The organism is Brevibacterium sp. CSND-B09, assembly GCF_052906525.1.
In genome coordinates this window covers 1,292,941-1,317,125 of sequence record NZ_JBREGI010000001.1, presented here as the reverse complement: position 1 = coordinate 1,317,125, position 24,185 = coordinate 1,292,941, and the positions used below count along the sequence as shown (strand labels likewise).

Sequence of the window (24,185 nt, the reverse complement as noted above, 5' to 3'; positions counted from 1 at the left end):
AACGGAAAGAGGACAGTGGGAAGCAATTCTGAGCCCATTCCCTCACGGACCCCAATGAGACGGCACGGCAGAGCCATGGCGCTCTCCCTCATCGACGGTCTCGTCTTCGCGTTCCTCGTCATGGCGATGACGCTCGTGCGCTACGACTTCGAGGCTCACCGCATCAATGTTCCCGGCATGTTCGTGTGTGCGATCATCGGTTTCGTAGTCTTCCTCATCGGAGGGCCGCTGGCGATCTACCGTGGTCGTTACCGGCGCGGGTCGACCGATCAGTTCGCTGCCATCGTAGGAACGGTTGCCGTGGGCGTCGGGCTCATGTGGGTGGCCGAATACGCCTTCTCCAGCCGTCTGCTCATTCCCACCAGCGTCCCCATCGCCGCGGGCGCGCTCATGGTCGTGGTTAAGAGCCTCGAGAACTGGGTGCGCCGCAATCTGCGACAGCGCAGCCTTACCACCTCGGGATCTTCCCGGCCGACCCTTGTTGTCGGAGCCGGGGACCAGGGGATGCTGGCGCTGGACATGATCGCGCAGGATATGCGGAACGAATTCGTCGCCGTCGGCATCCTCGACGATGACCCGGCCAAACGGCACCTGCGCTACAACGGCACTCGCGTGCTCGGCCCGATCAGCGACATCGCCACGCAGGTCGACCGCACCGGCGCCGGTGTCGTCATCATCGCCATTGCGGACCTGGAGCCGGAAGAACTCTCCCGCATCGCCTCGAATCTCGAATCCCGGCCGGTCGAAATCAAGATCATGCCGAGGCTCTTGGACTCCGACTATACTCGGCCCGAACCCGACTCCCATGATGTCGCGGACCTGCGGCACCGCGGTTTCCGCGATGTCAGCCTCGAAGACCTCATTGGACGAAAGCCGATCTCGACGAACATCGACGACATCGCCTCGGCGATCACGGGCAAGGTCGTCATCGTCACCGGTGCCGGCGGATCCATCGGCTCGCAGCTGTGCCGTCAGGTCTCCCGGTTTGATCCGGCCCGACTCGTCATGACCGACCGGGACGAATCCGGACTCCACGCCACCGAACTCGGCCTCGAGGGGTCCGCGCTGCTGACCAGCGACGACCTCGTCCTTGGCGACCTGCGTGATCCGGCGTTCATCGATGCCCTCGTCGCCGAGGTGAAGCCGGACATCATCTTCCACGCGGCCGCACTCAAACACCTGACGTTCCTCGAACGCTTTCCGGAACAGGCCGTGCGCACCAACGTCGGTGCCAGCCTCGATCTCCTCGAGGCCGCGATTGCGAACGACGTCGAATCCTTCGTCCACATCTCCACGGACAAGGCGGCCGGGGCAACCTCCGTGCTCGGGCGCACGAAGTTCTCGATCGAACGCGCGATCGCCACGGTGGCGCAGGAGACCGGACGCCGGTACATGTCCGTGCGCTTCGGCAATGTGCTCGGCTCCCGCGGCTCCGTGCTTGAGACCTTTGTCGCGCAGGTGGCAGCGGGCGATCCGGTGACCGTGACCGATCCGGAGGTCACCCGCTACTTCATGTCCGCCGACGAGGCCTGCGAACTCGTGCTGCAGGCCGCAGCCATCGGCCGTCCGGGGGAAACACTCGTCCTCGACATGGGCGAGCCGATCAGGATCGACGACCTTGCCAAACGCGTCATCGCGCTGTCGGGACGAACCGATGCGCAGATCGTCTACACAGGCCTGCGTCCGGGAGAGAAGCTCGCAGAGGCGCTCCTGTCCCCGGGGGAGGTCGACGACCGACCCAACCACCCGCTCATCACGCAGGTGCCGATCACCCCGATCGACCTCACCGCACTCAAAGACCTCGTGGCCGAATCACGTGACCCGCACGTCTTCACCAACAGTGCGGCCCTCGAAGCACGCCTGACGGACCTGCTCGACGCCGAACCTTTGGACACCGGAGCCGGCCACTGATGGATCTGCAGTCGCTGGTGATCCTCGTCGTGGCCGCGGTGGTCGCGGCGTTCAGCGCCCTCATCGTCTTCCCCCTGCTGCGCCGTGCGGGCATCGTCGATGTCCCCTCGCACCGGTCCTCACACACACGGGCGACAGTGCGCGGTGGAGGAATCGCCATCGGCTGCGGAATCACCGTGGCCACCGTGCTCGCCACGGTGTGGAGTATGGACGAACACGGAGTCTTCGGCATCGGTCGAATCGTCTTGCCCATCGGATTCCTCGTACTCACCTGGTGCTATTCGGCGATCGGGATGAGCGATGACCTCGACTCGCTGCGGCCGGCCGGCCGCCTCGTCGGACAGATCGTCCTCGCGCTGCTCTTCAGCGCGATCATCGCGATGTTCTCCACGCAGGGAATCGCCCACGGCCTGGCCTTCGCGATCATCGGAGTGGCCACCGTCAACGCCGTGAACTTCGTCGACGGCCTCAACGGCTACGTCACGGAATGGACGATCGTCACTGCCGGTTGGTACGCCTTCGTCGGCTCCTGGATCGGTGAGAAGGACCTCGCCCTCCTCGCTCTGGCTTTGGCCGGAGCCGCCATCGGTTTCCTGCCCTTCAACCTCGGCAAGGCGAAGGCCTTCCTCGGCGATACCGGCAGCTACGGGATCGGGGCGGCCGTGTTCGTCCTCGCCGTGTGGCTGTTCGTCCAAGGCGTGCCGATCGTCGTCATCGTCGCCCCACTGATCTTCGTGTTCTTCGACGTCGGGCTCACTCTCGTCATGCGACTCTTCCGCGGCGAGAACATCTTCCTGCCGCACCGCGAACACATCTATCAGCGCATCCAGCAGGCCGGTTGGCCGCACGGCTCCGTGTCCCTGTTCCATGCCGCGCTGAGCGTCCTAGCCTGCATTCTCTCCGTACCAACGCTGGTCAGCGGCAACACGGTTACGACATATCCTGCCCATGTGTTCTGGGTCGTCCTGCTCGCGCTCTACGCCCTCGTACCGCTGTGGCTGCGTCGCCGCGATTCTGCTCAGGCGGTGCACGCATGAGGATCGTCCTGCTCAGCCACTACTACTACCCGGAGGTCGGGGCCCCGCAGCGCCGGTGGCGGATCCTCAACGATCACCTGCGCGCGTCCGGGCATGATGTCATCACCGTCGCCCCGCACCCGCACTATCCGTATCCGGACCGGAACAGGTTCTTCGGATCCCGGGTCGGTCGAGGGCGGAAGCGAGTCGACGTGCGTCTCGGCGGCACGTGGGACTCCGGAGTCGATGGTGAGCGGATCCTGCGCGTTCCCTACCTGCACAGCGGTTCGTCGATGGCCCGGCAGCTTCTCGACCAGACGGTCTCGGCCACCGGCGCCATGTCCGCCGTCGTCGACCGACTGCGCGGGAAGATGAAACCCGATGTCATCGTCTCCACGACTCCGGCACTGCCGTTTCTGCTCGCCGGGGACGCCTTGTCCCGGCTGCTGCGTGTCCCACATGTCGCGGAGGTGCGCGACGCCTGGCCAGATCTCATCTCAGAGATGAACCTGGTCACCGGCGCGCTCGGCCGGTATCTGCCGAACGCGCTTACGGAATCGCTCGAACACCGGCTCCTGCCGAATCTGCTCACCCGCGCCCAGCGCAGGGCCGCGGTCGTCGTCGTCACCACCGACGGTTTCAAACACCGTCTGGAACAGCGCGGCGTGACCGCCGAGGTGGTCCGCAGCGGCGTCTCACCGGCAGAGCTCGAGGGAGCATCCGGGCTGACCGCCACGGGCGCGATCCCGGTGATCCCGCCGTCCGAGGAGACGAGCAAGCACTCCGGGCTCAACCTCCTCTATGTCGGCACTGTCGGCCGGTCTCAGGACCTGTCGACCTCCATCCGCGCCCTGGCCCACACCGAAGGAATACGCCTGCGCATCGTCGGCGGTGGCGTCGACGCGGAGGCGCTCAAGGACGATGCCGCGATCAATGGAGTCCCCGTTGAGTTCTACCCCCAGCACGCCGGCGCAGAGCTCGCTGCCCATTGGGCGTGGGCGGATGCCGGTCTCGTCAGCCTCAGCCCGCTGGACTCCTACGAATGCACGGTGCCGTCGAAGCTCTACTCGCTCATGGCCCGTCAGATCCCTGTCCTCGGCGTTGTCGCTGGTGAGGCCTCCGAGATCATCACCGGCACGGCCGCCGGCGAGGTCGCACGTCCCGGGGATGTCGATGCCGTGGCCGCAGCTATGGTGGTGATGCGCGATCGCATCGAATCCGGTGACGCCTTCGGCCAGAACGCCCCCAGCGGCATGGAACCAAGAGAATGGGTCATCCGCCACGCCTCGGCAGCAGCGATGGGATATGGATACGATCGCATCCTGCGGCAGGTGGTATCATGAACCTCACCTTCCTCGCCCGCCAGGTCACGAACGTCGTCGCCACGACAGCGGCGCACATCACCGATGACAGTGTCTTCTTCGGCATGCAGCTCGCCCGCCGCCTCCCGGTACCAGTCTCCAGGCTCGTCGGCCGAGCACTCGGCCGACTCCCCGGCGACGCGAGCCACGCGGCATCCGCATGGCTGCTCGGTCAGGAAGCGACTGCCAGAGACCTCGTCGCCAGCTCGCAATCTCCGTCCCGACTGCTCGGAGAGATCGCTCTCAATCTCGGTCTGCTCGACGAGGCCGAGTCCATCGCCGAGGCGGTCCCTCGCGCAGCGGCATTGTCCTCGCGCATCCGGTGGACCAAGGGAGACATCGACGGAGCAATCGCCGTTCTGCCCGCGGGCGCACGCCGAACTCGACTCATCGAAGAACGACGGAGCCTGCAGCCAGGGTGGTGGCCCGACACAAATAGTCACATCACGGCCCGCCCGGCGCGACGAACAAAGCAGGATTCGCTGTCCTCGGCCCTGCACGTGCTGACGAACTCGCTGCCACACACCCGCTCGGGATATGCGTACCGCTCGCACGCCATCCTCACCACGCTCAAAGAAGCTGGCCACGAGGTCGCCGCTGCGACCAGGCCCTCTTACCCGGTGACGATCGGACGGGTGAGTTCAGGACCCGTCGAAACCGTCGACGGTGTCGACTATCTCCGACAGATTCCCCTCCGCCCGTTGTCGACTCCAACAGCTCGACTGGACGACCAAGCGAGCTGGCTCGCGTCTCAGGCACAGAACCGCGGCGCGCAGATCCTCCACACGACCACGCATTACGTCAACGGATTGGCTACAGGTGCTGCCGCACGGGCGGCCGGGTTGCCGTGGGTCTACGAAGTCCGTGGCGTACTCGAAGAGACTTGGGCAGCCGCCGGTGGCAGCTCAGCAGAACGCGAGGCTCGTCGGGCCAGTCAGCGCTTCGTACTCATGCGGGCCAAGGAGATCGAGGTCGCCAAAGCCGCCGACGCCGTCATCACCCTGGGCGCGACGATGCGCGATCACCTCATCGCCGAGGGAGTGCCAGCAGAATCCATCACCCTCATTCCGAACTCGGTTTCCGAAGCCGTCGTCGACACTGATGTCACCCGCACTCCTGCCGATGTGAGAAGAAGCCTCGGCCTGCCCGACGACGGGATCTGGGTCGGAACGGCGGCGTCGATCGTCGGTTACGAAGGCCTCGACGACCTCGTCGACGCCGTCATCCTCGCCCGCAGTCAACGAACGGACCTGCGGCTTCTGATCGCTGGTGACGGTGTCGCCCTGCCGGAACTGCGGGAACGCGCCGCGGTCCTGGGAGAGAACGCCGTCTTCACCGGGAGGGTCTCCCAAGGACAGGCAATCGACTACCAGTTGGCTCTCGACGCCATCGTCGTGCCGCGCAAGGACGAACCGGTCTGCCGCTTGGTCACTCCGATCAAACCGATCGAAGCGATGGGCCTAGCGAGACCCGTGGTCATCTCCGACCTGCCGGCGCTGCGCGAACTGGTTCCGGACAGTGCAGGCTTGGCGACACCGCCGGAGAACCCGCAGAAACTCGCGGACCTGCTGTCCGAGCTCGCCGCCGATGACACTGCGCGGGCACGATTCGGAGACAATGGACGTACACACGTTCTTGCAACTCGCAGGTGGAAGGAAATCGGACGACGATATGGGCAGGTCTATTCTCAGCTCGTGGGGAGTGATGCGCGATGAGTGAGACGAAGAACCCCCTCGGGCTGAGTTCGATCCCGTCCGTGTCGAGCGAAGGCCTCGTGCCCGTCGGACGACGGACGAGCCTGAGCAGCTACCTCGCCGCGCTGTGGAACCGCCGCCACTTCATCATCGCCGAGTCCCGAGCCAAGATGTCGAGCTCGACGAGGAAGAACCTACTCGGCTACGGCTGGCTGTTCCTCAACCCGCTGCTTTCGGTGCTGGCGTTCTGGTTCATCTTCGGGCTGATCCTGGGATCTGATCGCGGCATCGAGAACTTCATCGGCTACTTGGTCATCGGTGTTTTCTTCTTCCAGTTCACCGGCAAATCGATGACCGGTGGTACTGGGGCGATCCGATCCGGAGCTTCGATGATCAAGGGCTTCCAGTTCCCACGCGCAGCTCTGCCGATTTCCGTAGTCGTGAGGAACTTCCTGGATTTTATCCCCAGCGTTGCTGTCATGGTCGTCCTCATCGTGCTCATTCCTCCGGCCGAGACGATCACTTGGCGAGTCATACTCGTTATCCCGGTTGTCATTCTGCAGACGATCTTCAATGTTGGTCTTGCCTGCCTTCTTGCCCGAATAGGCCATAAGGTCCCCGACCTGACGAACTTCATGTCGATCATCAGCCGATTCTGGCTCTACGGCTCCGGAGTGTTCTTCTCGATCGAAGAGATGCTGTCCGACCGTCCTGTCCTCTTGACGGTCATGCAGTTCAACCCGATGCACGCGTACCTGACATTGACTAGAGATTCGTTGCTCTATGGTGGCGGATCTCCAGCGTGGCTGTGGGGGATGGCAGCCGCGTGGGCGTTCGGTCTGCTCATTGTCGGCTTCCTGTTCTTCTGGCGGGGGGAGGAGAGCTATGGGCGGCTCTGAACTCGAACAACCGAATATCATCGCGGAGAACGTGCAGGTTCGCTATACCGTCAATACAAACGATCCGAGCCAGCGGGCTAAAGGTCTGCGCCGCCTGGCGAACGCCGTCGCGGGACGCGAGGGGCAGACGACGGTCCGCGCCCTGCGCGGCGTCAACTTCGTCGCCCGCGAAGGAGAGATGGTGGGAATCGTCGGAGCCAACGGCTCCGGAAAATCCACCTTCCTGCGCAACGTCGCTGGCGTCGAGCAACCAGATCGAGGCCGCATCCTCGTCCGGTATCAGCCGCTTCTGCTCGGTGTCAGCGCTGCTCTGCAACCAGCGCTGTCCGGAAGTGAGAACGTGCGCCTCGGATGTCTGGCTATGGGATTGTCTCCCGAAGAGGCGGCCGAAGCCTTCGACTATGTCGTCGAGCTGTCTGCATTGGGGTCGGCGATCCACCGGCCGATGGGAACCTACTCCTCGGGCATGGGCGCCCGACTTCGATTTGCCATCGCCCTGGCTGCGCGACCGAAGATTCTGCTCATTGACGAGGCATTGTCGACAGGAGATGCGACCTTTGCCGAGCGCAGTGAACGTGCGATGGATGAGCTTCTCGCGGAAGCAGGAACGGTTCTGTTGGTCAACCACGCTGCCAAGGTGATTCAGGAGCTCTGCACCCGTGCAGTGTGGATGCACCGAGGCGAAATCCTCATGAACGGCCCCGCCGAGGCTGTTGCAGAGAAATACCGGTGGTGGGCGTGGAATGTGGCCAAGGGCAAGGAAGATATCGCCGACAAGCTCCTCGCCGATGTGGTGGGCAACGCGGTCAAAGAGGAGATCAACATCCTCGAGCCCGAACTCATCCAGAGCCCCATCCCGCGCCATGCGGCGCGCCCGTCCAAGAAGAAGGCCGCTCCGGCACGCCATGTGAAGCGACAGGAAACGGTCGAAGAAGTCGAAGAGACTCCGACTCCGATGCTGGCCGCTGCCGAAGAACAGGTCTGGCCCAAATCCTTCGACGCCGAAATGCCGAAAGCCAAGTTCCCGGCTCTGCCTAAACCGGCCTCTCAGGCAGTGAGCGCACCTAGAATTACCGATGCACCGCCACTGCGGCTGAATCCAAGTAAGAAACGGGTCGTTCTGCGAGCGGCGAACCCGAATGACCGTGCGTCGTCGGTTGCCGCTGCGGATGACTTCACTGGTCGGAGGCTCGCGTCTCGCGCGCGTAAGATCGCTGATGAACGTTATGAGGAGCGACGGCGCTTGCGGCAGGAAGACCAAGCCCCTGCCGTCCACCAGGACTCAGGCCGATGAAGATCGCAATCTTCGGTTCGTGCGTGAGCCGTGATACGGCGGAATTCATGCCTGAAGCCGAGGTCGTGGCCTACGTGGCCAGGCACTCAGTGACGAGCCTGGAATCTCCGCATGGGACGGCCGGAATCGATCTCAGGGACCTGACCTCTGCTTTTCAGAAGCGGATGGTCACCAGCGACCTCAATGGCACCGGCCTCGAACGGATCATAGAGAACGCCAATGACCTGGACGTCGTTCTTCTTGACCTGGTCGACGAACGACGGGGTTTCTGGCAGTTTCCTGACGGTACGACTATGACGAATTCGATCGAAGTCGAGTCTTGTGGCGCTGCTCGCGCAGCACGTCGCGAAGGGGCTCGACTGATCGAGTTCGGCACGGACGAGCACCTCTCTCGTTGGAGAGCTGGCATCGCGACACTCATCAAAGGGTTCAAAGCGGCAGGACTGTGGGAGAAGACCATCCTTCTCGATATCGAGTGGGCAGGGGCCGTCGATGGGGGTCAGCATCCTCAGAGCGATAGTTTCGCGAAGTTAGGTCGGAGCTGGCGACGACTGCAACGCGGTGGCCGCGAGGCAAGTCGCAGACTGACGCGTGGTCAAGGGATTGCCGAAGCACTGACTAGCCTGCGAAACGTTAGTCCGACTGAAGCAGAAGAGTATGCGGATAGGGCAGCCGCTGCCAATGCAGACTACGTCCGCTACCGGAGTGTTGCTAAGTCAATGGTCCCATCAACAGTGACCAGGAAGAGTAGCCAGGTTCGTATCAGTAAAGATCACAAATGGGGTCCGCAGCCGTTTCATTACAGAGACGAGGACTACAGGTCGATCGTGCAAAGCGTCCGTGGCCTAGTGGAAAAGCGGGGCACATCGTCGACTGACGCCGAGTGAAGCGGTGAATGCGAGTCTGCGCGTCTCAGTACCCCAGGGAGACGAGAAAGCTGAAGAAGTCCGCGAGGTCGTTGCCGGCCAATGCATTCTTGAGTGCAGGCGTCGCCTCGGGGTCGAAGTCGATGATTACCGTGCCGTCGTCCTCGCGGCGCGAGTTCGTGGGCACAGTGACCACAGCGATATCGTCCGTCTGCAGGGTCCTGAGGCTGTTGGCGATCTTGACGAGCTCACTCGTGGTCAGCTCGGCGTTGTGCTGAATTCCTGAAGCGAAATGTCCGAGTACCGCCGCGCCCTTGTTTGGGTCTTTGACCAAGCCGCCTGACTTCAGCCCCTGGACGAGAGCACGCACGACCGCACGCTGGTTACGGGTTCGCGTCTGGCCGGCGTCATCGACCGGGTCCGCCGCGGTGAAGATCGACGATGTCGCGCCGTCGAGATTGTTCGTCCCCTCGACGAAGTCGGTGCCGCCGGCGTTGAACGCAGCGCGGCTGTAAACCTGCAGACCACCGAGTTCGTCGATAACTCGACCGAGCGCGTTCGACTCCAACTGTGCGATGTGATCGATGCGGATGCCGAGGAACTCCTCGGCCATGGCCACAACGACCGGCCAGCCACCCTCGTCGGCGATAGTGCCGAACGTCTGACCCGACTCGACCTGCGTTGACGGGTTGAACACGAGCACGGCAGCGAATTCGCCGCCGGCGGGAACGTGGATGACAGCGAAAGTGTCACCTTGGCTCGATGACGGTGGAGCCGCCTCGGCGAGGTTTCCGGGATTCGCGATCCGAAGCATCAGGGTTCGGGAATCGTCCGCCGCTGGGCGGATGTCGTCGGGTGGGAAAGCCGCCTCGGCGGGGATGGTCTTCGACGCGTCATCGAACTCGGCACGGGCCGCGTTGAGGTCCTTGAGAGAACCGATGGCAGAGACCATCTTCGTCAGCTTGGCCATGGCAGTCCCACTCCCTCTGTCAGGTCACACGGTGATGGTCCCAATAATAGCCGCGGGTGAGATCGGCTCGCGTACCGATTGCCTTGAAGAGACTCCTTCGGTGTTTACTATCCGTGGCTCTTCTGGCCTGTTCTTAGCAAATGTTGAATCCTTCAACCACCATGGTTCGCCCTCGCCGATCGGTTATGTAGCCTCAAGTTCGCCAGGTTGCCTGATCCGACTGTGGCGGTACGGCGAATGCGGCCGGAGTGCTGTCTACGGGTTTAGCGAACGGTGAGATCCGGAGGCTCTGGGAGCAGCTCCTGCAGGTTCGTCCCGAGCGACTGGCTGATGGCCAGAATGGTCGCGAGTCGAGGATTGGTTGCGGACCCCTGGCCGCTCATCGTGCGGCCCCGCTCGTATTGCTGATACGCGTAAAGCGAAATGCCAGCAATCGCAGCGGTCTCATCTTGAGTGAGTTCTCTCGCGGCCCTTGCTCTGCGCAGATTGATTCCGAGCTGCCGCGCGAACTCTGCCCATTCTGGGCTGCTCGCGGGCTTGTCGGTCATTTCTCCATTCTGGAGCCAATTAAACTTGGCAATACCAATAATAATTGGTAATCTGAGGGCGCTGGAACACTAACAGAGGATGACCGAAGATGCTTGTCCGCAGTCTGATTTGCAAGAGCAGAGATCCGCCGCGCCTTGATGGGCTGGCGACTTCGAGCGTCTGAGTGATGCTCAACTCGAGGGGCTCGCCAAAACCAACCAACTAGGGACCTCACCAAGTTGCTTTGGGCCGATCCCGCCTGGGGGGTGCACGTGCCGCGCCCATCGCGCCGGGGTGCAGGCGACCGAATTCCGCCAAGCGGCTTTCGCCACTTACCTTGCGGGTTGCTACACGCATCTCACTGGGGCGGTGATGCCCTGCAACTGGGGATTAATGGACGATATCGCCGCCTGCCGAACCCCTCTTTTATTGACTCGAGGCCGTCGGCTTCGAGCGCCAGCGACACCGTCTCAGGTGCGTCAATCCGCCAGTCCCAGTTCCGCTCAGGTCCGGTGCGAACATCGGCGACTGCTATCTCGTCACCGATGACGTATTCGAGAACCTCAGCTGTCACACGCAACTCAAGACCTTCCGTATCACCGGCTGAAGTTCGCCCGTCGAGCCCAGCCCGCCGTGCGGACACCACAAAACTCCGCACCAGCACACCCGGGAAGCTCAAACTCCTCCTTCACTAACTGCAGATCGGAGAGCAACAATGACGTTCACCTCCTCACAACCGGAACAGGCCGACCCCGAGGGGCTTCGCGCCAGCCGCAAGCTCGCAACCACCATCGACACCATGGGGTTCACTCGCTCACACAGACTCATCCTTCTCCTCATCGTGTTCGGCGTCTTCTTCGACGTCATCGAACAGAACGCGGTCGGGCTCGTCGGCCCTGCGCTGCAGGAAAGTTGGGGCATCGGAGCCGGACAGATCGGACTCCTCAACTCAGCGACCTTCTTCGCAATGACAATCGGCGGAATCGTCTCCGGGGTCCTGGCCGACCGGTTCGGACGCAGAAACGTCCTCGCCATCAACCTGCTCGTCTATGCCTGCGGAGCTCTGCTCTGCGCCCTTGCACCGAATTTCGGTCTCCTGCTCGTTTTCCGCACGATCGTCGGACTCGGGCTCGGCGGGGAGCTGTCCACGGCAATCACGATGCTTGCCGAGTTCAGCCCGACTCGGTTCCGCGCCGCTGCAGTCTCCACCCTCAATGTCGCCGGAGGCGGAATCGGCAACTTCCTCGCCCCGCTCTACGGGATGCTCATCTTCGGAAGTCTGGCCCCTCTGCTCGGATCCTCGGAGAACACCTGGAGATGGCTATTCGGATTTCTCGTCCTGCCCGTCGTGCTCATCGTCGTATTCCGGCGCTATCTGCCCGAAACTCCGAGGTACCTGCTTGCGAAGGGCCGCATCGACGAGTGCAACCGGACCCTCACGATTCTCGAAAACGGACGACTCGTCCCGCGCACCAGAACCATCCCGGTGAAGCGCTTCATCGAGACGTCGGGCGCCATTGGATTGACCCCGGAGAAGGTCCGCATCTCGGAAATCTTCTCCGCCCGGCTACGTCGCCGCTCGATCGCGGTGTCCACCACATATTTCATGCTCACGGCCGGTCAGATCTCGATCCTCACTCTCATGCCGACGATCCTCGTCTCGCAAGGTTTCAGCATCGTCGCCGGTGTCGGATACACGGCAGTGATGCAGGCCGGCAGCCTCCTCGGAGCGCTCTTTGCCGCAGTCATCGGTTCAAGGTTCAAGCGGCGATCCGTGATCGCAGTGAGCACAATCGGTGCCGCCTGCTCAGCTATTGCTTTCGGCCTCTTCGCCACGACAACCCCAACGGTACTGGGCCTGGGAGCGCTGTTCCAGTTCTTCATCCTCATGCTCAACACCACAGTCTGGGCCTGGCTCCCCGAACTGTTCCCCACTCGGATTCGAGGGTTCGGCACCGGTGTCGTCAAATCTATCGGCGGACTCGGAGCCGTCATCATGACACCGATCGCGGGGTTCATCTTCGACGCTTGGGGGCTCTCAGCGATTTTCGCCACCGTCGGTTCGCTCTATCTCCTCGCCCTGCTGGCCTCACGGTTCGGACCGGAGACGGCGGGGCTGAGTCTGGAAGAACTCAACGAGGAGGCGGAGATCGGCCGTCGATGACAACTAACGTCCACCACATCACAAAGAATAGATAAGGAACAACACCCATGGAGAAATTTCGCATTGCCGCCACCGGCCACAGCGTCAACTACCTACCCGAGTACCTCGGGGTCGAACTCGGATACTTTGAAGAGGAAGGTCTGAACGTCGACGCGATTGTCCCGAATCCCTGGACGCTCGTCCTCGACGAAATCAACAACGGTGATTCGCAGGCGGCGTTGGGCGGTATCTGGGTGCCGTCGATGTACCGTGACCGCGGACACGTCTACGAACCCTTCGCTCAGGTGTCGGCCCGTTGTCCGCTCGTGCTCATGGCGCATACGCCCGACGGGGAATTCGATTATTCGAAGACTGAAGGGGCGACCGTCCTGATGCCTGGCAGCAACGGTTCCAGCCCGGGGATCTTCCTCAAACTCGTCATGACTGAAGCCGGCGTCGATGTCGATGCGGTGAATTTCGTCCAGGACCTCTCGGGCGCGATGCTTGCAGAGCTGTTCAGCGGAGGAATGGGGGACTATCTTCTCATTGATCCGGTCACGGCGACTCGACTGAGGAGGCAGGGCGTCGGTCATATCGTCACTTGTCTCGCGGAGTCCGGTGGCCCGGTGCCGTGGAGCGTCTACTACAGTGACCCGACGAACGGCCCCTCAATCGACGCCAAGGTTGGTTTTGTGCGTGCACTCGATCGGGCCACCCAATGGCTCAAGGCGCACGAGGCCTCCGAGATCTCTGATTTTCTCGAAAGGACGTTCCCGAAAGCGAATCCGGCCGATCTCGTTGCGCACGTCGATGAGCTGCGCGGCTGGGGGATGTGGGAGACGGCTCGGATCAACGCCGAATCCTATGCGCGCTGGCAGCAGGGCATCGTCGACGGTCACCTCATCGACAAACCATTGGAATATACGGCGTTCGTCGATGGAGCAATCGCCGATCGGGCCCGAATCTGATCAGAGCAGCACCCTCGGTTCACGGAGGAGGGGTGTCGCAGCGGCGGCAAGATTCCAGGCACAACAGGGGCTGGGCGCTGAGCAGGGACTCCCGCTCAGCGCTCGGCCGCCGTGCTTACGGACGGCGGCCAAGATGACGTCGCCCACCAGGAGCTGTGGGCCAGTTCGAAGAAGGTGTCGCCTCAGGGTGCTGGCCAGGGAAAATATTGTCAGCCATATCTCAGCCTTTGAGCGAACTGAACGGCTGTGCAGGAGTGTCCGTAGACTGCCATGCCATGTCATCGAATACTGAGAACTCTGCACTTCCCGACGACACCCACACCGAATTGCTCGCCCCGGCCGATCGTTACCGCGAAGATCCTCGACCGGTTCGAATCATCAAACACACACGCATCACTTTGAGTGATGGGGTTGAACTCGCTGCTCGAGTCTGGTTGCCCGAAGATCTCGGTGATGATGCTGTTCCCGCTGTTCTCGAGTACATTCCCTACCGCAAGAACGACATGACCGCTGGTCGCGATGACACGATCCATCCTGAGTTCGCCCGCGCCGGCTACGCCAGTGTCCGTGTCGATCTTCGCGGCTGCGGCGACTCGACCGGTGTCATGACCGATGAGTACTCGGCGACGGAACTCGACGACGGATTGCAAGTACTCAAATGGATCGCCGCACAGGACTGGTGCAACGGCAAAGTCGGCGTCATCGGCAAGTCGTGGGGCGGATTCAACGGCCTGCAGCTTGCCGCACTGCAACCGCCGGAACTCGCCGCCGTCATCACCATCTGCTCCACCGATGACCGTTATGCCGACGACGTCCACTACAACGGCGGAGCCATCGTCGGTGACCAGATGCTCTCCTGGGCCTCGACGATGTGGGCGTACAACGCCCGCCCCCAAGACCCTGCGGTGATGGTCGACGGTTGGAAAGATGACTGGAAGCGACGCATTGACGAAGCTCCCGTCAACATTGAGGACTGGCTCGGACACCAACGACGTGACGACTACTGGAAGCACGCATCCGTCTGCGAGACACCTGACGCCATCGAGGTTCCCATATTGGCCGTCGGCGGACTGCTCGACGAATACCGGACAACACTGTTCCGCCTCATGGACAACGCCAATCGTCGGCGTGAGGCAGACTCCGCCGCGCCACCGGTCCACGCCCTGCTGGGACCCTGGGCCCACAACTATCCCCACCAGGCCGCTCCTGGCCCCGGCATCGACTTCATCTCCGAAGCGGTCCGGTGGTGGGACAAGTGGATGAGCGGGATCGACAACGGCATTGACGAACAGCCGCAGCTGCGCGCCTATGTTCCCGACAGCACCCCGATCCACTCCGACCGTGAGCACCGTCCGGGACGATGGATCGCCGAGGCGACCTGGCCGAGCCCGCAGATCGCGGACACAGTGATGCCCGCCTCCGAGGCGACGATCTCCGACCACACCCCGCTCGATTCCACCTCGCTGCTGGGCTTCCAGGGAGGAAGCTGGCTGCAGTTCGGCGAACCCGCCGGGATGGCAGGAGACCAGGCCGCGGACGATGCTCGGTCCTACACCTGCGACTGGGAGGTCGAGAGCGGTCTGGAGATCGTCGGCACACCGACCATGCGAGCGACGCTCACCTCCGATCATGATCGAGGTGTCATCGCGGCTCGTCTGTGCGATGTCGCTCCCGACGGCAGCTCGCGCCTGGTCACGCTAGGACTGTTCAACCTCGCCCATCATTCGAGCCACGGGACCCCCGAACCGCTCACGCCGGGAACTCCTCTCACCGTCGATTTCCCGCTGCTGGCCACAGCGCACCGGTTCGCTCCGGGGCATCGGCTTCGCTTGAGCATCTCCGCGAGTTTCTGGCCCAACCTCTGGCCCTCGCCGGAAACCACACTCATCACCGTCGACTCAGCTCCCGAGCTGACACTGCCCATCCGCACTGTGGTTTCCGTCGACGATGACGCCCGTACCACCGCCGAGGTGACCGCACAGTTGGGCACCCCGCCGACCCCACCGGTGTCCGTCATCGACGCGGGCGGTGCGCCGATGACCCGTGAGCTGAGTTGGGACCTCGTCGGTCGCAACGCCACCGTGACCACGGTGACCGAGGATTGGCAGACCGATCTCAGTGACGGTCTCTTCTACTACACCAACGAACGGGACTCCTACTCACGCAGTGAGAACGACCCGCAGTCTCCTGTGGCGACGTGTGAAAGAACGATCATCTACCGGCGCCCGGCGCTGAAGATCGGGGCGAACCACGCGCAGGCTGCGGACAACGCAGCAGTCGATTCGGGGTGGGATGTCGAACTGCGCACTCGATCGACGATGCGCGGTGACGCGGAGAACTTCGTCGTCACCAACGAACTCGTCGCCTACCTCGATGGGGAGCCATTCCACACTCGAACCACCTCGGCGAGCATCCCTCGCCATCTGAACTGAGGCGGAATGGTCGCATTCGGACAGAATCGACATGTCGACAGACGGCAGACGCTGATCGGGCTCGGCAGAGGTCTGCTGGGTCTGGGGGCGCTCGGAGTGACCGCCGCGTCACTGAGCGGATGCACCGGCAGTCAGCTTAGTGACCAGTCGGGGGCGAAGAAGAGCACAAGGCCGATCACCGTCGGGTCGAAGGGATTCGCTGAGAGTTGGATCATGGGCGAGCTCTACGCTCAGGGGTTGAGGAACCTCGGCTACACGGTCGATCTCAAGACGAACGTCGGCTCCAGCGACATCATCAGCACGGCTCTGCTCTCGGGCCAGATCGACCTCTACCCCGAGTACACCGGAGTGATGGTCGTCAGCTTCATGGGGGAAGAGAAGCTTATGGACTCCGCTGAGCAGACTTACGATCTCGCGCAGACGTGGGCTGAAGACAACCAGGTGACGATGCTCGAGGCGACACCGTTCGAGAATAAGAACGCTATCGCTGTGCGGCGAGACTTCGCCGATCAGCACGATCTGACGACCGTGTCCGACCTCAAAGGGATCGGCGACTTCACCTACTCGACCTACCCCGACAATGTCACTGGAGGCCAGGGCTACGAAGGCATCGTGGAGACCTACGGGCTGGAGAACATGAAACTCAAAACGCTGAGCATCGGGCTCAACTACCAGGCTATCGAGCGAGGAGAGATCGACGCAGCAGACGTCTTCACGACCGACCCGCAGCTTCTGCGCAGCGATCTGGTCGTCCTCGATGATGACGCGAAGCTCTTCGGATTCCAGAACGTCGTCCCCCTCATCCGTGACGACACCTTCGCCGAGCTCGATGACGATGCTTCTGAGTTCCTCGACGAACTGCAGTCACTGCTCACCCTGGAAGCGATCCAGGCGATGAACGAGGCCTCCGCCATCAACCGGCTCGATCCGGCACAGGTGGCGAAGGAGTTCCTCGACGAGAACGGATTAATGTGAAATGACCCAGCACTCCACAGGAACCTCGATCACCTTTGACCGAGCTACGAAGACCTACCCAGGCGCGGCCGCGCCCGCTCTCGACGCTCTCGATCTTGAGGTCGAGGCTGGAGAACTCGTCTGCCTCGTCGGACCCTCCGGCGGGGGAAAGACCACAGCCCTACAGCTGGTCAACCGACTCGTCGATCTCACCAGCGGCGACATCCGCATCGGCGACCGCTCGATCAGCGACCAGTCAGCCATCGAACTGCGGCGGACCATCGGCTACGCGATCCAACAGTCCGGCCTCTTCCCCCATTACACGGTTGCCCACAATATCGCCACAGTCCCTACCATCCTCGGCTGGGACAAAGAGCGTATCCGTACGCGCACGGCCGAGCTGCTCGAACTGGTCGGGCTCAGCCCAGTCGAGACCTGGCTGTCGCGCTACCCGGCTCAACTCTCCGGTGGACAGCAGCAACGCGTGGGCATAGCCCGGGCGCTCGCCGCCGACCCGCCGGTCATGCTCATGGACGAACCTTTCGGTGCCCTCGACCCGATCACGAGGGTCGCAGTGCAGGACGAATTCCTCGCTATTCACCGTGCGGTGGGCAAGACGACGCTGTTCGTCACCCATGACATCGATGAGGCGATCAAGATGGCGGACCGGATCGCCATCCTCAAGCCCGGCGGCAAACTCGCTCAGTTCGGCACGCCGTCCGAGGTGCTGTCGAACCCGGCCGATGACTTCGTCGCCGAGTTCCTCGGATCCGAGCGCGGACTCAAACGTCTGGCGCTGACGACGGTCGGCGAGATCGTTCCCGACCGCAGCGACCGAGCGAGTGCTGAGACGGCGCAATGGCCCGACGTTGAGGCCACAATGACTCTGCGCGAAGCACTGTCTGTAGTCTCCGCCGCTAGGGCGGAGGGGGCCATCGTCCACAAAGGCGGCAACCGCCTCGGCGAGGTGAGCCTGCACGATCTCATTGCACCGCCCGCTGCCGGAGAGGATCGGAAAGGCGTGAGAACATGAGCGATTTCGCCCCCGCCGGCGATCCCGCCATCCCCGACTACGGTCAGGCCTCTGATTGTGTGATCAACAACGGAGCATTCTGCACCGACTGGTTCATCAGCCAATGGTCGACGGTCTTCTGGCCCCCGCTGCTCAGCCATATCGTCATGGTTGCCATCGCCGTATCGATCGGATTCGTCATCGCCTTCTTCGCCGGGCTGTTGGCCCACCGGAAGAAGTGGCTGGCGGGACCCATCGGCATGGCCGCGACCTTCCTTTACACCCTGCCGCCGCTGGCCCTGTTCCAGCTGCTCGTGCCCTTCACAGGGCTGAGCCTGCTGACAGTCGAGATCGCGCTCGTGTGCTTCACCCTCGTCATCATTTTCCAGGCAGTCCTCGTCGGACTCTCCGGAGTTCCCGATGACGTGCGCAGGGCCGCGACGGGCATGGGGCTTAACCGCAACCAAGTGCTGTTCAAGGTCGAGTTGCCCCTGGCACTGCCGTCGATCATCTCCGGGGTGCGCATCGCCACCGTACTCACGGTGAGCATCGCCACGATCGCTGCCTTCGTCGTCGATGACGGTCTGGGATCTCCGATCATCAAAGCAGTGTCGTCACCATTCAATACGCAGTTCGTCGGAGCCGGAGCCCTTGCCGTGCTGCTGGCATTCGCGCTCGATGGTCTGCTCGTGCTGCTGGGCAGAGGGCTCACCCCATGGACGAAAGCGAGGAGCTGATGGACGTCGTCTTCGGGGCATTCCCCTTCATGATCGACAACGTAGGGTTGCTGCTGGCCAAGACCGGTGATCATCTGGTCATCAGTCTCATCCCGCTGCTTGCGGCCATCGTCCTCGGCGTGCCCATCGGCGTCTGGCTCGGCCATGCCCACCGCGGCGAGTTCCTCGCTGTGAGTGTGACAAACATCGGTCGTGCGCTGCCCAGCCTCGCGCTCATCGCGATCCTCATCGGGTTCGTGGGCATCGGCATGCTCAACGCGATGATCGCTCTATTCTTGCTCGCCTTTCCGCCGATCCTCAGCTACGCCTTCCAGGCCGTCGACTCGATCGACCGCGACCTCACTCGCGCCGCTCGCGGCATGGGCATGTCACCCGGACAGGTGCTCCTCAAGATCGAACTACCCTTGGGGCTGCCGATGATCATCGCGGGCATCCGTACATCCGCAGTGTTGACGGTGAGCTCGGCGACCATCGCTACGATCGCCGGCAGCGGAGGACTAGGCGATGTCATCCTCAACCAGGTCGCCTACGGGATGGAGGGAGTCATCGCCGGCGCCATCTGGGTCGCCGTGCTCGCGATCCTCGTCGACCAGGCATTCGCGCTCCTTCTGCGCGTCAGCGCTCCGGCCGGAGTGAGACAGCTTCAGAGTGCGAACGCCGCCGTGTGAGGACAGCCGCGAAGACTGCGGCACAGCAGATCTGCTCCACCCACAGAAGATCACTAGGAAACAGAGGACAATGTGAAGAAGCATTTCATCGCTGGAAGTCTCGCCGCTGCTACGGCGATCGTCATGACCGGATGTACGCCGCCTGGCGGCGGCGACTCATCTGGCGGCAAGGGGGCGGTGCTCAACATCGGATGGAACGAAGCGTTCCGGTCGATGAACGACATGACGATGGACGGCAACGCCGTCGCCAACACCATCGTCGCCTATATGAGCAATGACAATTTCAAGTACTACGACGACGAACTCGAACTGCACGATGGTGCCCTCGGCGAAGTGGAAAAGGTCTCTGACGACCCGCTGAAGGTCAGGTACACATTCGGCGAGGACGCAAACTGGTCGGACGGGACTCCGGTCGACGCAGCAGACCTCGCTCTGACCTGGGCGGCACGATCTCAGCACTTCAATACAGTCGACGATAACCGTGACGATGACGGTACCCTTAAGGACAATCCCGACGGCACAGTCTTCTTCGACTCCTCGGCAGTGGGCGCTCCACTGATCGACGACTTCCCTGAAATCAGCGAAGACGGCAAATCCCTGACGTTCACATACTCGAAACCCTTTGCCGACTGGGAGACCGAATTCGGACTTGGAGCCTACGGTTCGGGTGTGCCCGCACATATCGTGGCCAAGAATGCGTTGGGCACCGCCGACCCACAAGAGGGCAAGGAAGCGATCCTCGATGCGATCGAATCCAACGACAAGAACGCTCTGTCGAAGATCTCGAACTTCTGGAACACCGGCTTCGACTTCACCTCGATGCCGGAGAACAAAGACCTTCTCGTCCACAACGGACCCTATGAGATCACCGACTTCGAAGAGGGGCAGTACCTGACGTTGTCCCGCGACGAGGACTACACCGGATCGGTCGAACCCAAGGTCGATACTGTGACGATCCGCTACAACGGTGACCCGATGGCCATGGTTCAGGCGATCGAAAATGGCGAGGTCGACCTGACCCAGCCGCAGTCGACGGCCGATGTCCTCTCCGCCGCGGAGAAACTCGAAGATGTGTCGATCCTGCCGGGCGAGGACGCCACGTTCGAGCACGTCGACCTCACATTCGACAACAACGGTCCCTTCGACCCGGCCAGCTATGGCGGCGACGAAGACGCCGCGCTCAAGGTTCGTCAGGCATTCCTCAAAACACTGCCACGCCAGGAGATCATCGACCGCCTCATCAAGCCTCTCAACGAAGAGGCCGAGGTACGGGATTCGTTCAACCAGGCTCCTGACTCGCCGCTGTACGACGACATCGTCGCCGAGTCCGGAATCTCGGACTACGACGAGGTCGACATCGATGGAGCGAAGAAGCTGCTGGACGAAGCCGGTGCCCAGGGGCCGAGCGTGCGCTTCCTCTACGACAACACGAATGCCAGACGTTCCCAACTGTTCGCGCTGATCAAGGAATCAGCAGAGAAGGTCGGCTTCAAGGTCGAAGACGCCGGTGACGTCAACTGGGGGACCCGCCTCGGAGATGGGACCTATGACGCCTCGCTGTTCGGATGGGCGCTGAGCACGACAGCGGTCACGGAGTCGGACTCCTATTACCGCAAGGGCGCGCTGAATAACTACAGCGGGTACGACAACAAAGATCTGACGAAGACGCTCGACCAGATGCTGGTGACCATCGACCCGGACAAGCAGGCTTCCTTGGCTGAAGAAGTCGAGAAGCAACTCGTCGATGATGCATTCGGGCTGCCACTCTTCCAGCACCCGTCTCTGACGATCCATGGGGACAAAGTCTCGAATGTATCGACGACGACGCTTGACCCGTCGATGTTCTGGAACTTCTGGGAGTGGGAGACCAAATAAGGTCGCAAGGCCTGCCGGGAGGGGGCGCTGGTGAGACACACCCCCTCCCGGAAGTGGACCGGACTCAGCGCAGCAGCGCCCTGCGCAGCGGATCGAGTCCGATCGACCCGAGGTTCAGTGCGCGACTGTGGAAATCTCTGAGGTCGAACCCCGTGCCCGCAGCAGCGCGGGATTCGTCTCTGATGTCCTCCCACAATCGCTGGCCGATCTTGTAACTCGGAGCCTGCCCGGGCCAACCGAGGTATCGGTCGAGCTCGAAGGCAAGGAAGGTCCGGTCCATGGCAACGTTCTGTGTGAGGAATTCCCACGCCTTTGCGCGGTCCCAGACACCACCGCCGAGGTGGGCCGGGGCTTTGAGGCCGAGGTGGAAGCCGATGTCGACGACCACCCGTGAGGTGCGCAGCCGCTGGGAGTCGAGCATGCCCAGATAGTCGCCGGGTTCGTCGAGGAATCCGAGTTCGGCCATGAGCCGTTCGGCGTAGAGGGCCCAGCCCTCACCGTGGCCGGAGACCCAGCAGACGTGCCGCCGCCACTTGTTCAGCGAATCGGCGAGATAGGACGCCTGCCCCATCTGCAGATGATGGCCCGGAACGCCTTCGTGGTAAACCGTGGTCTTCTCCTGCCACGTGGCAAATTCGGTGACGCCGTCGGGCACCGACCACCACATCCGGCCCGGACGGGTGAAGTCCTCGCTGGGCTGAGAATAGTAGACCGCTCCGGTGGCCGAGGGAGCAATCATGCACTCGATTGTCCGCAGCGGTTCCGGAATGTCGAAGTGGGTCTTGCCGAGTTCTGTGATCGCTTCGTCGGCGACCGTCTGCATCCACTCCTGAAGAGCCTGCGTGCCGTGGAGAGCGCGCTGCGGATCGCTGTCGAGTCGGGCCATGAGCTCGAAGAGTTCGACGTTCGGGTCGATGCGGGCCGCGGTCTGCTTCTGTTCGGCATCGATGGCGGCCAGTTCTTCGAGGGCCCAATCGTACGTCTCTTCCAGATCGACCTCGGCGCCGAGGAACTCACGTGAGAACAGGGCATAGTCGTCGCGGCCGCAGGCTTCGTTCTCCGGAGCGGAGCCGGCCAGTTCGGTGCGGAGGAAATGGGCGAGGCTGCTGAAGGCCGCTCTGGCGGATTGGGCGTGAGAGGTCAGTTCGCGGGCGAGGGTCTCGCCGGTGGAGCTGCTGGCCTCGTTGGCAATCGTGGTGAAGCGGCTGTCTGCCTGACCGAGCGCATCTGCCTGGTCGGCAACTCGCTCAATCTGGAGGCGTGCGGGCACCCGGTCGAGCTGGTCCCGTGCATATCGAAGTGATTCCCGGTAGCCGTCGATCGAGCGCGGCAGCGCGGCCATGGTCTTTGAGATCGTTTCCCATCCTGCCGCGGAGTCGGTGGGCAGCAGGTCGAAGATGTCCCGCATCTGCTGCACGGGCGATTCGATGACGTTGAGGACAGTGTGCTGCAGGCCGGCGTCGAAGAGGTCCGTGGCGGTGCCCAGACGTTCGCGCATCGCATCGATGGTGACAAGGTCGGTGACATCCAGGCTGTTCGTCGAAAGACCGTCGGCCTCCGCAGCATCGACCTTGGCCAGGGTGCGAGAGCGTAAGTCGTTGGCGGCTTTCAGTCCCTCGGGGGAGTAGTCGTCGAAGCCGTGAGGGTTCTCGGTTCCGAGGAACAGCGAGATCGACGGGGAGAGGACGGTCAGCTCTTCGAAGTAGGCATCGGCGAGGGCATCGATAGCCGAAGGGTTTCTGCGGGATGTCATGAGGAGACTCTATCCACGAAGTGAAGCGCTCGCCGGGTTGGCCACAGTCCGACATAGGGAGCCCAAGAGAGTCTGCTTCAGGACTGTGCACTCGGGTAATCGTGGCCTTCGGCAACGCGTTGAGTGCCTCTTCCGAAGCGGTTACAGCGAGTGGTGTGGTCTTCGTTCTGACGGTATCCCAGTCGGTTGGTTCTCAGCGGAGGCCGAAGAGCTTTCCGAACGTGCTTCCGGACGTCTGATCACCCGACTGCTTGGTCTCAGGTGCCTTTTCTGTCGGCTTGTCAGCGTGAGTTTCGGCTGGCTTGACCGGTGGCGGGGGAGGGAACTCCGTACCGGCCGGTTCCGCATTCGGGGCCACCGATGCTGCGCTCTCCGGGGCCTTCGGCGCGGGTGGGGCAGTCTCGTCGGCTGCCGGGGTCGGGGTCACCGATTCAGGAGCCTCGGGGGCGGAGGACGCCTCGGCGGTAGGTTCCGGTGTCTTGGTGGGGGCCGCGTCCTCATCGATGGTCCCGGACGAATCGGCGGGGGCCGCCTCGTAGAGGTTCTTGATAAGGGACAGCTCGAACTCGAGCGTGATCTTGTCGCTGACGAGCACGCCACCGGAATCGAGCTTCGTATTCCAGGTCACGCCCCAGTCCCTGCGGTCGATGCGACGCGAGCCCTCGAGGCCTGCGCGCAGGTTGCCGAATGGGTCGGTGTCCACGCCGATGAGCTCGAGCGGAACGGACACAGTCTTCGTCATGTCACGTATCGTCAGCTCACCGGTGACGATGTAGGAGCCTTCGTCGACCTCATCGATAGCGGAGGAGACGAAGCGGATCTCCGGGTAGGTCTCCACGTCGAAGAAGTCCGCCGAGCGCAGGTGCTCATCGCGGCCCTCGCTGCGGGTGTCGACGCTCGCGGTCTGGATGATGACCTCGGCCTTCGAGTCGGCGAGATCCTCGGCGATGTCGGCGAAGCCGGAGACATCATTGAACGCTCCGCGCACACGCGACACCATGGCGTGGCGTGTGGAGAATCCCAGTCGAGAATGTGAGGGATCGATGTCCCAATGACCTGTGATCCCAGGAGTCTCTGTCATGGGGGATAGCTCCTTCGGTTCCT

Annotated in this window: 19 protein-coding genes; 15 read left to right on the top strand and 4 right to left on the bottom strand. The window is 62.6% G+C overall.

The annotated features are described in order from the left end of the window. Positions 1–54 precede the first annotated feature (54 nt). Genes ACU4IU_RS06130 through ACU4IU_RS06100 form a run of 7 tightly spaced genes read left to right on the top strand, consistent with a single transcriptional unit; the run spans position 55 to position 9,062 of the window. A complete protein-coding gene (locus ACU4IU_RS06130; RefSeq protein WP_446656167.1) occupies positions 55–1,911 on the top strand; it encodes a polysaccharide biosynthesis protein in 1,857 nt (618 codons plus the stop codon). Beyond that, positions 1,911–2,948 carry an MraY family glycosyltransferase gene (locus tag ACU4IU_RS06125; protein WP_446656166.1) on the top strand — a complete coding sequence of 346 codons (1,038 nt, stop codon included), beginning with the start codon at positions 1,911–1,913 and terminating at the stop codon, positions 2,946–2,948. Before ACU4IU_RS06130 ends, ACU4IU_RS06125 begins: the two co-directional genes overlap by 1 nt. After that, positions 2,945–4,270 (top strand): glycosyltransferase family 4 protein, encoded by a 1,326-nt coding sequence (locus tag ACU4IU_RS06120; protein ID WP_446656165.1) that lies wholly within the window; start codon positions 2,945–2,947, stop codon positions 4,268–4,270. Before ACU4IU_RS06125 ends, ACU4IU_RS06120 begins: the two co-directional genes overlap by 4 nt. Beyond that, positions 4,267–6,003, top strand: a complete 1,737-nt coding sequence (locus ACU4IU_RS06115; protein WP_446656164.1) for a glycosyltransferase family 4 protein — start codon at positions 4,267–4,269, stop codon at positions 6,001–6,003. The genes ACU4IU_RS06120 and ACU4IU_RS06115 overlap by 4 nt, the downstream gene beginning before the upstream one ends. Then, on the top strand, positions 6,000–6,881 hold the full coding sequence (locus tag ACU4IU_RS06110) for an ABC transporter permease (protein ID WP_446656163.1): 882 nt from the start codon (positions 6,000–6,002) through the stop codon (positions 6,879–6,881). Before ACU4IU_RS06115 ends, ACU4IU_RS06110 begins: the two co-directional genes overlap by 4 nt. Further along, complete coding sequence (locus ACU4IU_RS06105; RefSeq protein ID WP_446656162.1) at positions 6,766–8,175, top strand: ABC transporter ATP-binding protein; 1,410 nt, start codon at positions 6,766–6,768, stop codon at positions 8,173–8,175. Before ACU4IU_RS06110 ends, ACU4IU_RS06105 begins: the two co-directional genes overlap by 116 nt. Continuing rightward, on the top strand, positions 8,172–9,062 hold the full coding sequence (locus ACU4IU_RS06100; protein WP_446656161.1) for a DUF6270 domain-containing protein: 891 nt from the start codon (positions 8,172–8,174) through the stop codon (positions 9,060–9,062). Before ACU4IU_RS06105 ends, ACU4IU_RS06100 begins: the two co-directional genes overlap by 4 nt. A 25-nt stretch (positions 9,063–9,087) precedes the next feature. Here the strand turns inward: ACU4IU_RS06100 and ACU4IU_RS06095 are convergent, their stop codons facing one another. Both ACU4IU_RS06095 and ACU4IU_RS06090 read right to left on the bottom strand, forming a co-directional pair. Next, on the bottom strand, positions 9,088–10,011 hold the full coding sequence (locus ACU4IU_RS06095) for an LCP family protein (RefSeq protein ID WP_446656160.1): 924 nt from the start codon (positions 10,009–10,011) through the stop codon (positions 9,088–9,090). 263 nt (positions 10,012–10,274) lie between these two features. Beyond that, positions 10,275–10,559: a helix-turn-helix domain-containing protein gene (locus ACU4IU_RS06090; RefSeq protein WP_181272377.1), complete on the bottom strand. Its 285-nt coding sequence runs from the start codon at positions 10,557–10,559 to the stop codon at positions 10,275–10,277. A 695-nt stretch (positions 10,560–11,254) separates the two neighbouring features. Here ACU4IU_RS06090 and ACU4IU_RS06085 point away from each other — a divergent pair. The 8 genes from ACU4IU_RS06085 to ACU4IU_RS06050 all read left to right on the top strand — a co-directional run bounded on the left by ACU4IU_RS06085 (position 11,255) and on the right by ACU4IU_RS06050 (position 21,328). Then, positions 11,255–12,703 (top strand): MFS transporter, encoded by a 1,449-nt coding sequence (locus tag ACU4IU_RS06085; protein WP_446656159.1) that lies wholly within the window; start codon positions 11,255–11,257, stop codon positions 12,701–12,703. A gap of 47 nt (positions 12,704–12,750) precedes the next feature. Further along, complete coding sequence (locus ACU4IU_RS06080; RefSeq protein ID WP_446656158.1) at positions 12,751–13,650, top strand: ABC transporter substrate-binding protein; 900 nt, start codon at positions 12,751–12,753, stop codon at positions 13,648–13,650. Between the two features lie 275 nt (positions 13,651–13,925). After that, a complete protein-coding gene (locus tag ACU4IU_RS06075) occupies positions 13,926–16,082 on the top strand; it encodes a CocE/NonD family hydrolase (protein ID WP_446656157.1) in 2,157 nt (718 codons plus the stop codon). A gap of 6 nt (positions 16,083–16,088) precedes the next feature. After that, entirely contained in the window at positions 16,089–17,057 is a 969-nt protein-coding gene (locus ACU4IU_RS06070; RefSeq protein WP_446656156.1) for an ABC transporter substrate-binding protein, read from the top strand. A gap of 1 nt (position 17,058) precedes the next feature. After that, complete coding sequence (locus ACU4IU_RS06065) at positions 17,059–18,069, top strand: ABC transporter ATP-binding protein (RefSeq protein WP_172172221.1); 1,011 nt, start codon at positions 17,059–17,061, stop codon at positions 18,067–18,069. Next, on the top strand, positions 18,066–18,785 hold the full coding sequence (locus ACU4IU_RS06060) for an ABC transporter permease (protein ID WP_446656155.1): 720 nt from the start codon (positions 18,066–18,068) through the stop codon (positions 18,783–18,785). Before ACU4IU_RS06065 ends, ACU4IU_RS06060 begins: the two co-directional genes overlap by 4 nt. Beyond that, positions 18,764–19,453, top strand: coding sequence for an ABC transporter permease (locus ACU4IU_RS06055; protein ID WP_446656154.1), 690 nt, complete (start codon positions 18,764–18,766; stop codon positions 19,451–19,453). The genes ACU4IU_RS06060 and ACU4IU_RS06055 overlap by 22 nt, the downstream gene beginning before the upstream one ends. 72 nt (positions 19,454–19,525) lie before the next feature. Continuing rightward, on the top strand, positions 19,526–21,328 hold the full coding sequence (locus ACU4IU_RS06050) for an ABC transporter family substrate-binding protein (RefSeq protein WP_446656153.1): 1,803 nt from the start codon (positions 19,526–19,528) through the stop codon (positions 21,326–21,328). A 64-nt stretch (positions 21,329–21,392) separates the two neighbouring features. On the opposite strand, the gene ACU4IU_RS06045 is transcribed toward ACU4IU_RS06050, so the two are convergent. Both ACU4IU_RS06045 and ACU4IU_RS06040 read right to left on the bottom strand, forming a co-directional pair. Next, positions 21,393–23,081 carry a DUF885 domain-containing protein gene (locus ACU4IU_RS06045; protein WP_446656152.1) on the bottom strand — a complete coding sequence of 563 codons (1,689 nt, stop codon included), beginning with the start codon at positions 23,079–23,081 and terminating at the stop codon, positions 21,393–21,395. 193 nt (positions 23,082–23,274) lie between these two features. Beyond that, on the bottom strand, positions 23,275–24,162 hold the full coding sequence (locus ACU4IU_RS06040) for a YceI family protein (protein ID WP_446656151.1): 888 nt from the start codon (positions 24,160–24,162) through the stop codon (positions 23,275–23,277). Positions 24,163–24,185: the final 23 nt, after the last annotated feature.

Bases quoted from the DNA above. Each gene is read 5' to 3' on its own strand.
- ACU4IU_RS06130 (WP_446656167.1), top strand. From the start codon at position 55: ATGAGACGGCACGGCAGAGCCATGGCGCTCTCCCTCATCGACGGTCTC.
- ACU4IU_RS06125 (WP_446656166.1), top strand. From the start codon at position 1,911: ATGGATCTGCAGTCGCTGGTGATCCTCGTCGTGGCCGCGGTGGTCGCG.
- ACU4IU_RS06120 (WP_446656165.1), top strand. From the start codon at position 2,945: ATGAGGATCGTCCTGCTCAGCCACTACTACTACCCGGAGGTCGGGGCC.
- ACU4IU_RS06115 (WP_446656164.1), top strand. From the start codon at position 4,267: ATGAACCTCACCTTCCTCGCCCGCCAGGTCACGAACGTCGTCGCCACG.
- ACU4IU_RS06110 (WP_446656163.1), top strand. From the start codon at position 6,000: ATGAGTGAGACGAAGAACCCCCTCGGGCTGAGTTCGATCCCGTCCGTG.
- ACU4IU_RS06105 (WP_446656162.1), top strand. From the start codon at position 6,766: ATGGTGGCGGATCTCCAGCGTGGCTGTGGGGGATGGCAGCCGCGTGGG.
- ACU4IU_RS06100 (WP_446656161.1), top strand. From the start codon at position 8,172: ATGAAGATCGCAATCTTCGGTTCGTGCGTGAGCCGTGATACGGCGGAA.
- ACU4IU_RS06095 (WP_446656160.1), bottom strand. From the start codon at position 10,011: ATGGCCAAGCTGACGAAGATGGTCTCTGCCATCGGTTCTCTCAAGGAC.
- ACU4IU_RS06090 (WP_181272377.1), bottom strand. From the start codon at position 10,559: ATGACCGACAAGCCCGCGAGCAGCCCAGAATGGGCAGAGTTCGCGCGG.
- ACU4IU_RS06085 (WP_446656159.1), top strand. From the start codon at position 11,255: ATGACGTTCACCTCCTCACAACCGGAACAGGCCGACCCCGAGGGGCTT.
- ACU4IU_RS06080 (WP_446656158.1), top strand. From the start codon at position 12,751: ATGGAGAAATTTCGCATTGCCGCCACCGGCCACAGCGTCAACTACCTA.
- ACU4IU_RS06075 (WP_446656157.1), top strand. From the start codon at position 13,926: ATGTCATCGAATACTGAGAACTCTGCACTTCCCGACGACACCCACACC.
- ACU4IU_RS06070 (WP_446656156.1), top strand. From the start codon at position 16,089: ATGGTCGCATTCGGACAGAATCGACATGTCGACAGACGGCAGACGCTG.
- ACU4IU_RS06065 (WP_172172221.1), top strand. From the start codon at position 17,059: ATGACCCAGCACTCCACAGGAACCTCGATCACCTTTGACCGAGCTACG.
- ACU4IU_RS06060 (WP_446656155.1), top strand. From the start codon at position 18,066: ATGAGCGATTTCGCCCCCGCCGGCGATCCCGCCATCCCCGACTACGGT.
- ACU4IU_RS06055 (WP_446656154.1), top strand. From the start codon at position 18,764: ATGGACGAAAGCGAGGAGCTGATGGACGTCGTCTTCGGGGCATTCCCC.
- ACU4IU_RS06045 (WP_446656152.1), bottom strand. From the start codon at position 23,081: ATGACATCCCGCAGAAACCCTTCGGCTATCGATGCCCTCGCCGATGCC.
- ACU4IU_RS06040 (WP_446656151.1), bottom strand. From the start codon at position 24,162: ATGACAGAGACTCCTGGGATCACAGGTCATTGGGACATCGATCCCTCA.